The following is a 13266-nucleotide window of genomic DNA, read 5'->3' as shown; positions in this document are numbered from 1 at the left end:
GCATACATCACCATATATACAATAAGCGTACGTAAAGATAATTCCAATTTCTTTGCATATTCATCTAAGATTGCTAAATGATTATAAGAAATGCAGGTAGTAGTTTCAAAATCCATTAAATCCTCCCAAAGTTTATAAGAAATGTATTTCTATATACACAAAGCATTTATAAATAGTTTCATTAGTCAATTGTTTTTATATTGTTTGTAATGTATAATTATACAAAGTCATAATAAAATTAATGATATTCCATATATGGGAGCATATCCTTTAATATAATAAATTATCTTATATAACTTGTAACCATATTCTATATTTTATTCTTGCCTTATTGAATAAATTCAGATATATAATTAAACAATATAATAGATGAGGAATACTACATGTTGTTAACGCTGATACATAATATAACATTGCTTATTGCGTTAAGTGTGATATGGGGCCCGGTAGTAGTACTCAGAAAGAATTACCCAAATATATATAGAGTATTTTCAGGTTTGCTTTTTGGATTTTCAGCTATTGCAGCAATGGCAACCCCTTTTGTTTTTGAAGAAGGTATTATTTATGATGGGCGTTCGGTAGTTATTGCTTTGTCAGGATTGTATGGTGGAGGAATAGCATCACTTGTTGCATCATGTATTGCTGGAACTTATAGAATTATTTTAGGTGGACCAGGAGTATATGCTGGAGTTGCTAGTATTTTAGTGTCAGCGTTAGCTGGGCTTATTGTACGCAGAATATATAACAATACACCAACCACAATCCCATTATACAACATAATTAGTTTTGCAATCATCACTCATGTACTTGTATTATTGTGCCAGCTACTTTTACCATGGCCAAAGGGGATAACGGTTATAATAAAAATAGGGTTGCCATACATAATCACTCTTTCAACTGGTTTGGTGGCGATAGCTCTAATATTTAACATAATGGAAAGCAGAGCATTGGCTTTACAGAAATTACAGGCCAGTGCTGACTTTTTGCAAGATGTATTGAGCATCACTCCTTCAGTTTTATTTAGCATGAATCCCATCGATTATACGTTTACCTGGATAAGTCCAAATGTGGAAGTTCTTTTTGGCTATACGACGGATGAAGTGGTGCAGCGTGATTGGCTAAAAAAAATACTCTATACGGAAGATATTCCAAGCTTTGATATGTTACTGCACGATATAGCCGTCCATAACTATGCATCTATGGAATGTCGTATTTACGATAAGTTCTCAAAAATAAGATGGATTGATATTAATCTCAGGGCAGTGCGCTCTGAAAAAGGAAATGTAATTGGAATATTTGGTTCCATAACGGACATAACCCAGCGTAAAAAGCTGGCAAATGAATTAAAAGAGAGTGAAGAGCGTTACAGAACAATTTTTGCTAACAGCAAAGCCATTATGTTAATTATCGATCCAGATACAGGGAATATTGTGGATGCAAATGAAGCCGCTGCGCAGTTTTATGGCTGGAGCAGAAAAGAATTACAAACTATGAAAATTCAGCAGATAAATACATTGCCACCTGATGAAATAAAAATACGTATGGAAGAAGCCCGTACATATAAGCGTGTGTATTTTGAATTTAAACACCAAAAAAAAGACGGAACAGTGTGTGATGTTGAAGTATACAGCAGCGCGGTAATGATTGGTGGTAAGCAATATTTGTTTTCAATTGTCCATGATGTATCAGCAAAGCGAAGGGCAGAAGAAGCACTGAGGGAGAGTGAGGAACTGTTCAGGCTTATTTTTGAAAATGCACCAGTAGGTATATACGCATTTGATAAGAGTGGAGTGATAACAGCTTGCAATGATAATTTTGTAAATATTATTGGGTCATCGCGAGAGGCGTTAATTGGGTTGAATACTCTTAAATTACCTGACACGCAGGTTGTTGAGGCAGTTACAAGGTGTTTACAGGGAAAACAGTCAGAATATAAAGGAAAATACAGGTCAACAACAGCAAATAAAGTAACACCAGTGCGAGCTTTGTTTTCGCCGTTTGTTGTGGATAACCAAGTTGTGGGCGGGCTAGCTATAGTTGAGGATTTAACCTATCAATTTGAAGCTGAAGAACAAAAAGAAAAATTGCAGGAACAATTACGACAGGCACAAAAATTAGAAGCATTAGGTAGATTAGTTGGTGGAGTAGCCCATGATTTTAATAATATTCTGAGTATAATTTCAGGTTATGCGGAATTAATAAAAATAAAATTGGGGAGGGATAGTTCTGTATACAACGATGTTGATGAAATATTACAAGCTACTAAAAGGAGCGCTGAGATTGTCAGACAGCTTTTAACGTTTTCAAGGCAACAAAAAGTTAATCCAATACGCGTAAATCCAAATTATATTATTAAAAGTAATGAGAAAATGTTGTCTGCAATGATTGGTGAGAATATACAATTGAAATTAGAATTGTCTGATGATGTTCATGATATATGGATTGATACTGCAACATTTGTTCAAATACTAACCAATTTAGCCTCAAATTCACGTGATGCTATTAAAGATACAGGCACTATTAAAATAATTACAAGAAACAGACAACTTGATCAGGAGTTTTGTTCAATACACCCGGGTTGTAAACCTGGGGAATATGTTATGATACAGTTCATAGATGATGGTTGTGGTATGGATAAAGAAACAATGGACAGGCTATTTGAGCCTTTTTTTACTACTAAGGAAGTGGGCAAAGGTACGGGGCTTGGTTTGTCCACTGTATATGGCATAGTTAAGCAGTTCAATGGTTATATTAATATATATAGCGAGCCTGGTAAGGGAACTGTAATTAATATATTTTTCCCAAAATATGTTGAAACATTCCCTGATATACAATTTAAGGAAACAAAAAAAGATGGGGGAGTCATTCTGCAAAGAAACAGTATAGTTGTAGTTGAAGATGAAATCACTATACTAGAAATGTTAAAAAAAATGCTTTCTTTACTTAATCAAGAGGTTATTGCCTTTGAGGATCCAATTACTGCACTTAGTGAGGCAGTTAAATATAAAGATACAGTAAATATTTTAATTGCTGATATAGTAATGCCTCAAATGAATGGCATCACGCTTTATAATGAATTAAAATCTATTATTCCACAATTAAAAGTGATTTTTATTTCAGGATATTCAGATGATGCATATAAGGAATTTTTACATGATATTAAGCCATCAGTATTTTTGCAAAAACCATTTACTCTTGATGATTTAAAAGAAGCTCTAAGCAAGATTGGTTAAAAGATATTTAGTTAATCTATTAAACAAAAAGTTATTGACCAAATTAATAGAATTTTCAACTATTATTAAAAAATAAAAAAATATATATGTAATAGGGGTTGTGATGAAAGCAGAATTGCGCAGGCAGCATATTCTTGATTGCGCAAAGCAAGTATTTGCCGAAAAGGGGTATTATGAGGCGTATGTTGAGGATGTAATTAAAGTTGCTCATATAGGCAAAGGGACAATATATGAATACTTTCGCAATAAAGAAGATCTTTTCTTATCCCTTTTGATACGTTCGCTTGAAGAGTGGAAACGAACTGTTAGTATAAGTCATCAGGAAATAAAAGAATTAGATCCTATATCATATTTTCGTCACAGAATAAAACGTACTATTATATTCTTAAATAATGATAGGCAGCTCACATCAATTTTGCTGAAAACAGGCTTTGGTTTTAATCCTCATATACAAAAGCTTATTGGCGAATTTGAAAAGAATTTGAGAAAACACATATTACACGATTTGCGACTTGCAAAACATCTTGGTATTTTGCGCGATGAAGTTGATCTGCAAATTACCACCAGCATATTGATTGGCGGTATCCTAATGATAGCATATCAAGCAGTTCTGGCTGTTCCTTATTTGAATGAAACTGAAATAGATCAGCTGACCGACAAGTTTATGATTACCTTCATAAGAGGAATGTTTAAGCCAGATATCATACATCAATACGTTAACTAATTCTGCACCAATAAATATTTTTTAAAATTTTACTATTTACCAGCGATATGAATTAATATATATGACGATATAAATACAATAATTAGAAGGGTTATGTTTTAACATATGGAGTTGTTTTTCATTTAATTAATAATTTGAGATAGTAGAAGTTATCATTTATTGTGCTATTTTTTTTAAAAGAGGAAGTAAATTTTTTAAAATATCGTAACAAATATATGTTGAAATTTTAAAAGGGTATCTGTGAGAACATTAGAAACCGAAGTCATCGTAATTGGAGGCGGAGCTACTGGATGCGGGGTTTTACGTGATTGTACACTCCGGGGCATAAAGGCAGTTTTGATTGAAAAGAATGATATTGCTTCAGGTACTACAGGTCGCAATCATGGCCTGCTTCATTCAGGTGCCCGCTATGCTGTAAAAGATTTAGAGTCAGCAACTGAGTGTATCAGCGAGAACCGAATTCTTAGAAAAATAGCTTGGCATTGTATTGAACCAACCGGTGGTTTGTTTGTAACACTGCCAGAAGATGATCCAACCTATCATAACAGATTGCTTGAGTCATGCAAGTTTGCCGGTATTGATGCAAAAGAAATAAGTGTTAAGAAAGCACTGGCTATTGAACCAAACCTTAACCCAAATATATTATCAGCAATCTGGGTACCTGATGGAACCATTGATCCTTTCCGACTTGCTTCTGCCAATATTTTAGATTCGGTAGAACGTGGTGCATTGGTTTTTACACATAGTGAAGTAGAACGTATAATGCTTAAGCAAAATCAGGTTGCTGGTGTTCAGTGCTATGATAAAGTAGCTAAGGAATATTTTGAGGTCTACGCACCGATTATAGTCAATGCATCAGGTGTATGGGGACAGCATATATGCCAAACTGCTGGCATTGAGCTTAAGATGTTCCCTTCTAAAGGTTCAATGGTCATTATTGACTATAGGATAAATAATGTTGTGGTCAACCGTTGCAGAGTACCTTCAGATGGTGATATTATAGTCCCTGGAGATACTGTTTCATTAATTGGAACAACTTCCCGAAAAATCCCTTATGAAAAAATTGATGAACTGGTTGTTGATGATGATGAAATTGAAGTTTTACTGGCAGATGGTGAGAAATTAATTCCCAATGTATCAAAAACCCGTGTTTTGCGCGCGTATTGTGGGGTGAGGCCTCTTGTTGCAGTTTCAGGTGAAATGGATGGAAGAGAAATAAGCCGGGGTGTTGTTCTTATTGACCATAAGGAGCGTGATAATGTACAGGGGTTGATTACAATAGCAGGCGGCAAACTTATGACTTATCGCCTTATGGCACAGATGACAACTGATCTTGTAGCAAAAAAGATTGGTAATAACAAAAGTTGTGTAACCCACAAAATTCCATTGCCTGGCTCAGAGAAAAGAGTTGGCTATACCAAAAAGATAAAATATTTTACCGGTATTCCTAATTCAGTTGTTGGGTCTACACATTACCGCCATGGTGAACGTGTTCATAATATCTTGAGTCTGCAAAAAAGAAATTATGGCCTTATCTGTGAATGTGAAATGGTGACATTGGGCGAAGTAGAATATGCTATCAAAAACCTTAAGGTAAAAGACCTTGTAGATTTACGCCGAAGGACACGAATAGGTATGGGGCCATGCCAGGGCGAGTTATGTGCATATCGTGCGGCAGGGCTTTTTACCGAATTTGGTGAATATACTCCTGATACTTCAACAAAACTTTTGAAGGATTTTCTTGAAGAACGCTTTAAAGGTATGAAGCCTGTACTCTGGGGTGATGGGCTAAGAGAGTTTGAATTTACATACTGGATTTATCAGGGATTATTTGGTTTGGGTCTTGTTGAGGAAGAGGAACAATGAAATATGATTGCATAATAATTGGTGGTGGCATTTCTGGATTAACTGCTGGTATACGGTGTGCAAAAGAAGGATTACACACTGCAATTATATCGTCAGGAATGAGTGCATTGCATTTCTCATCTGGTTCAATTGATGTGTTGGGATATGTCAACAACAAAGTTGTGTATAAGCCTTTTGAAGCCATAGATTCCCTAACAGGAACTATCGCCCAGCATCCTTATACAAAATGCGGCAAGTCTTTAATCATTGAAGCTTTACATTTTTTTAAGAAAGAATGTGAAACACAAAACGTGTATCTGTATGATAATGAAAGCCTTAACCATTTTCATGTGACTGCTTTGGGAACTTTAAAGCCCACATATTTTTCGCAACGCAGTGTTTTTAATGAAGATGTGTACAGCAGATTCAGAACCATGAAAAAGATTGTTATTATTAATTTTGAAGGTTATAGAGATTTTCATCCGCAACTGGCTGCGTCGCAACTTTCAAAACATTCCTTGTTCAAGGATTGCACTATTGTACCAAAAATTATTGAGATGCCACAATTGATTAATAGCAATAAACACCCTCATGAATTCAGATCAATAGACATAGCAAGAATTTTTGAAGATGAAGAAAATGTAATAAGAATTGCAGATACTATACGGCTTGCTGCTGAAGATGCTGATTTTGTTATTATCCCTGCCATCATGGGAATACAAAATTTTAATCAGGTACACAATATTCTTCAGAGCCGTACCCGTATTCTTATTTATGAGGTGCCCACACTTCCACCATCCATATTGGGTATGCGAATTGACAATGCGCTGAAAACTCGCTTTGCACAGTTAGGTGGCGTGTTTATTGCTGGGGATAAAGTAGTGCGAGCAGATATTAAAGAAGATGTGGTGCAGGCTGTATATACTGCAAACCATCCTGAAAATCCTCTTGAGGCAAAATTTTATATTTTATCAACTGGAAGTTTTTTTAGTGGAGGGATGGTGAGTGAATTCAATAACATGTATGAGCCTATATTTAACCTGAAACTTCATTTTGAACCCGAACGACGCCAGTGGTATAGCCCGCAATTCTTTTATACACATTCACATCCTTTCCTAGAATATGGTGTTATCACAGATGAAAACTTAAGGCCATATGACAGCAATAATAATATTATCCAAAATGTGTACTGTTGTGGAGCAATACTTGGGTATTATAACCCAATTAGGGAAGGTTGTGGGAGCGGTGTGGCGATAAGCACTGCATTTAAGGCTGCAAATCATATCATATATTTATATAATCGTATGAGTTAGCACAATGATAAAGCTTGAAAACATTAGTTTTGACCATTGCATTAAGTGTACAGTATGTACTATATATTGTCCTGTAGCACGTGTTACTCATCTGTATCCAGGGCCAAAGCAGTCAGGACCTGATACAGAGCGGTTACGAATAAAAAGCCCCGAGCTTCTTGATATATCCTTAAAGTATTGTTCAAATTGTAAACGATGCGAAATAGCGTGTCCTTCTGATGTTAAAATTGCTGATATCATACAGACTGCCAAATGGCGGTATTCCAAAAAAGAATTTAGAATTCGTGATTTTCTACTCAGCCGAACAGATTTGATGGGAACTTTTGGAACTATGTTTTCCACAATTATCAATTTTTTTACTCATTTGGGGATTGTTAAATATTTGCTAGACCTCATTTTCCAGATTCCCAAAGGAAGAACTTTCCCAAATTATGCAGCAATGACATTTAGAAAGTGGTTTAAAGAGGCACGTAAGTACCAAAATAAATACATTGACAAGGTAGTTTATTTTCATGGGTGCTATGTTAATTACAATTACCCGCAACTTGGCAAAGATGTTGTTAAAGTTCTTAATGCATTGGGTAAAGGCGTAATTATTACTAAAGAGAAGTGCTGTGGGGTACCATTGATAGCAAATGGATATATTAAAAAAGCGCAATTACATGGGAAGCATAATATAAAAGTATTATCTAAAGCATTACCTCATGAAAGTGCAAAGATTGTATCAGCGTCATCAAGCTGTTCACTGGCACTGAAACATGAATATCCTAATTTACTTGAACTTGATAATAGCCCTATTGCTCGCAATGTTGAATACATTACACAGTATGTCCTTGAGGAATTTGAAAAGGGAAATACACTTAAATTAAAGTCACTTGCGTATACTGTCGCATATCATTCGCCATGCCACCTAGAACGAATGGGAAGCGTAGCTTTTACCATTGAACTTCTGCGAAAAATACCGGGTTTAAATCTAAAGATATTACATTCAGAATGCTGCGGTATATCCGGTACGTATGGATTTAAAAATGAATACTATGCCATCTCTCAGGCAGTAGGTAGTGAGCTTTTCAGGATTATTGATCAGGCACAACCTGATTTTGTAGTAACTGACTGTGAAACCTGTAAATGGCAAATTGAAATGAATACTAAATATAAAGTAGTGCATCCAATTTCATTGCTGGCCCAGGCGTTAGAGTAGATTAAACATTACTGTACCTGTTGTAAGGCAGTTACTTTGCAATGAATAATTAGAGCATTTCTTTCTGGCATGTACATCAATGATGGAAAATCACCATATTTATATGATACTACTTCTATCGTAGCAACAACTGGCTTGTTATTAATTAATGACAAATATTTAGTTTCAATTGCATCATTAGTGTAATCCTTTTCATCTATTCCCACAATATGATGTTGCTGTGTATAAAATTTAAAAATAATAAATGGGAGAGTAGCTTCCTTGCCGTTAATGGTGATTTTGTCATCATAGTTAGTTGTAAGCAATAACTCATTACTCATGCATCTATCTGATTTAATAAGAGTGCATGAGCTATCAAAATAGAGGTACTTTTTTGGATATATCTCTTTAGAAAGAAATGTTAACGCCTGTTTCTGTAGTTTTTTCTGACATATGGGACATGGGTCAACTCGGCTTTCAGCAAGCATGCGTAAAGTACTAAAAGGTACAATTATACAATCTTGTGCCCATGTATACAATAGTGATGTGAAGCAAAAAAATATAAGAATGTATATCCTTTTCATAATTTGATTACTCCTGTGTAGATAAAGATATGACAAATTCTTTTACACTATTGCGGTAGATAGCCGCATCAACAATAAAATTATTATTATGCCCGCCTCTTAGTTGCACTAAATGCTTTTTGGTAGATGAACAAGCACTATACAGTTCTTCAGCCATATAGAAAGGTACCGTTTCATCATATTTGCTATGAAGTATGAGGATTGGGATGTCAATTTTTTTGATATACTCAATTGCAGGGTAACTTTCGCTAAAAAATATGGCCATACATCCCAGACTATGGTGCTTCACCATTGATGTAACATCAGTAAAACTTGAATCAATAATAATACCAGCAGGTTTGATTTTGCTAGCTAAATACAGCGAAACAGGACATCCTAATGATTCACCATATAGAATAATTGTTCTGGGCGATAGTTTCCGGGTATTAATCAAATAATTCCATGTAGCTTCTGCATCCTTATAAAGCCCTCTTTCAGAAGGTTTTCCAGTACTTTTTCCATAACCGCGATAATCTATAATAAAAACTGAAAGAGGGATTGTGTGAAATAAATAAATCTTTTCAATTCGGTCAGCAATATTACCGGCATTGCCGTGGAAATAACATAGTGTAAAATGAGCATTTACTGCAGGGATAAACCAGCCATGCAATGTAACCGATTCATTGACTTTAATATATACATCTTCTACTGAGAAAGGGGTGTCTTTGATAGCAGGAAAATTTTTATCTGGATGATAGATAACATTATCAAGGCATCCCAATAGAAATAAGATGCATGATAAAATTATTTTTATATGGCGATAGCTCATTGTAATATTCACCAGAAGTAAAAAGTCAATGCACCTGAAAATTGATTATACCAGCATTCATCGTGCCAGTTCAATATTTCAAATCGTGTACTGAATCTTTGATTTAAATTGTATTGCAATATAGTTCTTACATTTATAAAATTAAAAGCCTGGCCATAAAGATAATAGGTATTCATCATGTAGCTTCTGATACGTATGCTCTGGAATGGATGAAATAAAATACCTATTGAGAATCCCGGCCCAATTTCAATATTATTATTAAAACTTTTGTTAATTAATCCAGAAAATTCTATCATACCATAAATTTGAAGGCATTTGAAAATATCAATTGTATATCCACTACCGGTGTTCAATTGATACACAAAAATTTTGTTATTGTTTTCAATAGGTATTCGGTAAAATCCAGTAATCACTTTCCAACTTAATGGCTTTATCAATTGATTTATTGGTGAAAGTGATTCAATATTAATTAATTCTAATCGTTGTAAATATAGCTTGTCATCATTGTAATAATATCGCAAAGCTGTTTCGCCAAAAATTATCTGGGATCCTGGAATAAATCCAGATGGGTCATCGCACAGATCATGATATGATGGGCGGTAAACAAATTCAGAATAATTTGATTTTTCAAATCTACCAGCATGTACTTGAACATTGCTTGAATAATGGCCAGTTTCAGGCTTTGGTGGAGGAGGTATTGTATATGTTAATGTGTTTGCAATAGAACTTCTGATTTTCAGAACATTAATAAATATATCCTGATATTCTTTCTGTGTATATTCCTTATTTGTATATCGATATTGAATTAATTCAGAAGCACAATCTAGAATTTGTATTTTTTGTATCTGGGTAAAAGATGAATTGTGTATTACTGCTGAGATTTCATTTTTCTGGTTTACTATAGATTTTACTGCTTTTACTTGATTGCCATCAAGCTGGGACAATAAATAATTAATAGTTGTTACACGAGAAGGTCTAAATGAAGTTTTTTCAACAAATCCAGCATTGATAACTTTTCTAATGGTATCAATAGGTATAACCCAGAAAAAGAAATCGTCAGTTAAATGCGAATCAGGGCGTGTGACTTCCAGTAGGTAGAGCAGATTGAAAGAGCAATTTTCGTCAAAAAAATAGTAATCAGAGTATACATTATCAAGCTCCCATATATGAAAAAGCATAAATCTAACTTCATCCTGATCTAAATTAAGTTTATATTCCCATATATCTCTACTTTCCAGATCACTGTATTCCTGAACCTTTAAGTAATATGGCATTATAGAGAAGTAACCTTTATAAAAACCAAAAATTCCTCTGAAAGCAAAAAGAGGTCCAAAGGATTCGTTGGTATTTGCAGCATAGTTTATAGCTGATGACAGTAATCCAGGATTATACTGGGACTGTACTGTTAAAAGTGTATGCCCAAACATTGAGGCAGGGCTATTAATATAACCAGTTGGAAATACAAGTTGAACTGAAATATTATCCTTAAAGGATGTTATTTCCTTGTATTTTTCACAATAATATTCATGGGGGCTAATAACATTAAGTTCTTTTTTCAACCATTGATACCGTGCCATGAAACGAGTTACTGGATTCTCACTTTCATTATACGAAAATAAATACCGTATCGTGGCATCCAACTCACTTTCAGGGTCATATTTACCGTTGGGTGCAAGAAAGAATTTTGGGTCATCAACAAGACTTTTTATCCCAAAAATAGTTTTTTTATAATGAAGTAATGACCACCACTGATTGCTTTGTGATAATTTTTTTGTATGAGCAATAGATATCAGCTGATTAATGTTGATACTATTAAATTCATCTTTTGATGCTATTTGCTGGTTTGGTATTAAGATGGTGTCTTTATAGTTATATTTTTCTTGTCCCAATATATTAAAAGGAAGTAATATAAAACTAAAAACTAGAATAATAAAAAAAGGCACGATAGAAGTTATCTTTTCGTGCCTTATGTATGTGAGCAATAACAATATTCCCCTATTATGAAATAAAATTATTAGCTATTCTGCAATACTGCTTCAATATTCTTTACTACTTCAGTTGATGATACATCACTTGAAGTGTAAATTTTATTAAAATTTGACTGCAATTTTGTAAAGAACTGCTGTTTTTCGCTTTCAGGAACATTCATCAATAGAGCCAGAGTTTCCAGGTATTCGCCATTGCCTTTAGCAATATCTTTTGCCAGATTATCCATATTATCTGCTACATACAAATTAATTTTCTCATTTGATACTATTCCTTTCATTGGTGCACATCCCAATGTCCCTGAGGTCATGCCAAAGGTCTGGTTGCCACAAATGCCGTTTGTAGTAGTTGCTAAAATTTGAAACAACAATCCATCTTTATCACCAAAAATCATTGAGCCAATGCCACAACCTGCATTCTGGCGCACAACACCTGCTTCAGCTATGCTTATTGCTGCTACAAGAAAAAGAAGAACAAATAAAGATACGCCCTTTTTCATATAAACCTCCATGAAATGATATATTTTATAGGGGAATTATTTATATTTTATGTTAAAAATGATGTTAATAATTTATGAATTGTCAAGCAAAATTTTGCATTAGTACCTTACTTAACACAAATAGAATTGAACTGGTGTTACGAGAACTGAGAAGAAAAATAAAAGTAATGATATACTGATTTTGACATGACCAATTCAATATAGTAATACAAAAAAATTTATTTAAATGATACTATTCTCATAACATTATACAATTGGACAATTTCCCTTAGTTGCAGGTGCATGGTATGATGCACAAGATTATTTGATACATGATCCAGGTACAATACAATCCAGTGGGAGATATTTGCCTGTAAAGACATTATACTGCTATTGTTGTAAAAGCAGCATTGATAAACTACATTATGTACTCAGGAGTCAAAGGAGATAAGAGATGAAGTTAAAGCATGAGTATATGGTAATGGGAATAATATTATGTATAGGTGTGAATATACTGGTAGTGGAGACAAAAGAAAAGGATGAAGACTATTGCATAATCAAGGGGGAAAATGTGAAAATACAGCAAAACCATTCAGTGAAATCGAAATAGTAAGGAAGTTAGAGAAATATGAATTTGTGTACTGTATAGATAGGACAGAAGACAAGGAGAAGGTAGGTTAAGAAAAAGATTGGTGGTATAGGATAAGGAATTGTGATAATTAGACAGGGTTGGTATTTGGGAAATATGTACAGTATAGAGATTCAACGAAAAAACCAGATAGATATTATAAGTTATAGTGAAATGGAATTTAATCCTACAACAATTGAAGTAGTAGTTAAAGTTACGGAAAGTGAAGGACAAAATATTAAGACAGGGGAGATATAAATTTGAGAATGGGTTATTTGTGAAGGTGGAATTATAGCATTATTCTAAAAACAAAGTTTCACAATAAAAAGATAATCGTTTCAAAAAAAGCAATAGGTGTAATATAATCGCATAGAAAAAAACAAAATTGTTATTATCATGGGCAACAAATTCTTTCTCAGGCAAAAAACACACAGATGAGCGTGCACTGTGGCAATGGTTGAGACTCTTTACAATAGCACGCCAGAAG

At 34.1% G+C, this 13266-nt stretch carries 12 protein-coding genes; 7 read left to right on the top strand and 5 right to left on the bottom strand.

Annotation, left to right across the window (positions count from 1 at the left end; genetic code table 11):
• Positions 1-383: 383 nt before the first annotated feature.
• The 5 genes from N3F66_13090 to glpC all read left to right on the top strand — a co-directional run bounded on the left by N3F66_13090 (position 384) and on the right by glpC (position 8316).
• Positions 384-3233: a PAS domain S-box protein gene (locus N3F66_13090; protein MCX8125079.1), complete on the top strand. Its 2850-nt coding sequence runs from the start codon at positions 384-386 to the stop codon at positions 3231-3233.
• Between the two features lie 103 nt (positions 3234-3336).
• Complete coding sequence (locus N3F66_13085) at positions 3337-3957, top strand: TetR/AcrR family transcriptional regulator (GenBank protein MCX8125078.1); 621 nt, start codon at positions 3337-3339, stop codon at positions 3955-3957.
• Positions 3958-4197: 240 nt separating this feature from the next.
• Positions 4198-5823, top strand: a complete 1626-nt coding sequence (glpA, locus tag N3F66_13080) for an anaerobic glycerol-3-phosphate dehydrogenase subunit A (protein MCX8125077.1) — start codon at positions 4198-4200, stop codon at positions 5821-5823.
• Complete coding sequence (gene glpB, locus N3F66_13075) at positions 5820-7115, top strand: glycerol-3-phosphate dehydrogenase subunit GlpB (GenBank protein MCX8125076.1); 1296 nt, start codon at positions 5820-5822, stop codon at positions 7113-7115. Before glpA ends, glpB begins: the two co-directional genes overlap by 4 nt.
• A 4-nt stretch (positions 7116-7119) precedes the next feature.
• Complete coding sequence (glpC, locus tag N3F66_13070) at positions 7120-8316, top strand: anaerobic glycerol-3-phosphate dehydrogenase subunit GlpC (GenBank protein ID MCX8125075.1); 1197 nt, start codon at positions 7120-7122, stop codon at positions 8314-8316.
• Between the two features lie 8 nt (positions 8317-8324).
• Here glpC and N3F66_13065 read toward each other — a convergent pair whose 3' ends face one another.
• From N3F66_13065 to N3F66_13050, 4 genes are read right to left on the bottom strand one after another with little or no spacing between them, the layout of a single operon-like run.
• Positions 8325-8879, bottom strand: a complete 555-nt coding sequence (locus tag N3F66_13065; protein ID MCX8125074.1) for a hypothetical protein — start codon at positions 8877-8879, stop codon at positions 8325-8327.
• A 7-nt stretch (positions 8880-8886) separates the two neighbouring features.
• On the bottom strand, positions 8887-9687 hold the full coding sequence (locus N3F66_13060) for an alpha/beta hydrolase (protein MCX8125073.1): 801 nt from the start codon (positions 9685-9687) through the stop codon (positions 8887-8889).
• Between the two features lie 8 nt (positions 9688-9695).
• A complete protein-coding gene (locus tag N3F66_13055) occupies positions 9696-11669 on the bottom strand; it encodes a DUF4105 domain-containing protein (GenBank protein MCX8125072.1) in 1974 nt (657 codons plus the stop codon).
• A gap of 32 nt (positions 11670-11701) precedes the next feature.
• The gene (locus tag N3F66_13050) at positions 11702-12172 is read right to left on the bottom strand and encodes a DUF3015 domain-containing protein (GenBank protein MCX8125071.1); all 471 of its coding nucleotides are present in this window, start codon (positions 12170-12172) and stop codon (positions 11702-11704) included.
• A gap of 433 nt (positions 12173-12605) precedes the next feature.
• Here N3F66_13050 and N3F66_13045 point away from each other — a divergent pair, with 433 nt between their 5' ends.
• Positions 12606-12761 carry a hypothetical protein gene (locus N3F66_13045; protein MCX8125070.1) on the top strand — a complete coding sequence of 52 codons (156 nt, stop codon included), beginning with the start codon at positions 12606-12608 and terminating at the stop codon, positions 12759-12761.
• Between the two features lie 135 nt (positions 12762-12896).
• The gene (locus tag N3F66_13040; GenBank protein ID MCX8125069.1) at positions 12897-13037 is read left to right on the top strand and encodes a hypothetical protein; all 141 of its coding nucleotides are present in this window, start codon (positions 12897-12899) and stop codon (positions 13035-13037) included.
• Between the two features lie 39 nt (positions 13038-13076).
• On the opposite strand, the gene N3F66_13035 is transcribed toward N3F66_13040, so the two are convergent.
• On the bottom strand, positions 13077-13266 hold a 190-nt coding region (locus N3F66_13035), incomplete at its 5' end, for a hypothetical protein (GenBank protein MCX8125068.1).

It is taken from the genome of Spirochaetota bacterium (genome assembly GCA_026414805.1).
Classification (GTDB): Bacteria; Spirochaetota; UBA4802; order UBA4802; family UB4802; genus UBA4802.
Note: the sequence above shows the minus strand (reverse complement) of the source record. Positions and strands in the feature narration are given on the sequence as shown.

Coding starts and splice junctions, on each gene's coding strand:
- N3F66_13045 (MCX8125070.1), top strand. CDS start 12,606: ATGAAGTTAAAGCATGAGTATATGGTAATGGGAATAATATTATGTATA.
- N3F66_13060 (MCX8125073.1), bottom strand. CDS start 9,687: ATGAGCTATCGCCATATAAAAATAATTTTATCATGCATCTTATTTCTA.
- N3F66_13050 (MCX8125071.1), bottom strand. CDS start 12,172: ATGAAAAAGGGCGTATCTTTATTTGTTCTTCTTTTTCTTGTAGCAGCA.
- N3F66_13065 (MCX8125074.1), bottom strand. CDS start 8,879: ATGAAAAGGATATACATTCTTATATTTTTTTGCTTCACATCACTATTG.
- glpB (MCX8125076.1), top strand. CDS start 5,820: ATGAAATATGATTGCATAATAATTGGTGGTGGCATTTCTGGATTAACT.
- glpC (MCX8125075.1), top strand. CDS start 7,120: ATGATAAAGCTTGAAAACATTAGTTTTGACCATTGCATTAAGTGTACA.
- N3F66_13090 (MCX8125079.1), top strand. CDS start 384: ATGTTGTTAACGCTGATACATAATATAACATTGCTTATTGCGTTAAGT.
- N3F66_13040 (MCX8125069.1), top strand. CDS start 12,897: ATGTACAGTATAGAGATTCAACGAAAAAACCAGATAGATATTATAAGT.
- N3F66_13085 (MCX8125078.1), top strand. CDS start 3,337: ATGAAAGCAGAATTGCGCAGGCAGCATATTCTTGATTGCGCAAAGCAA.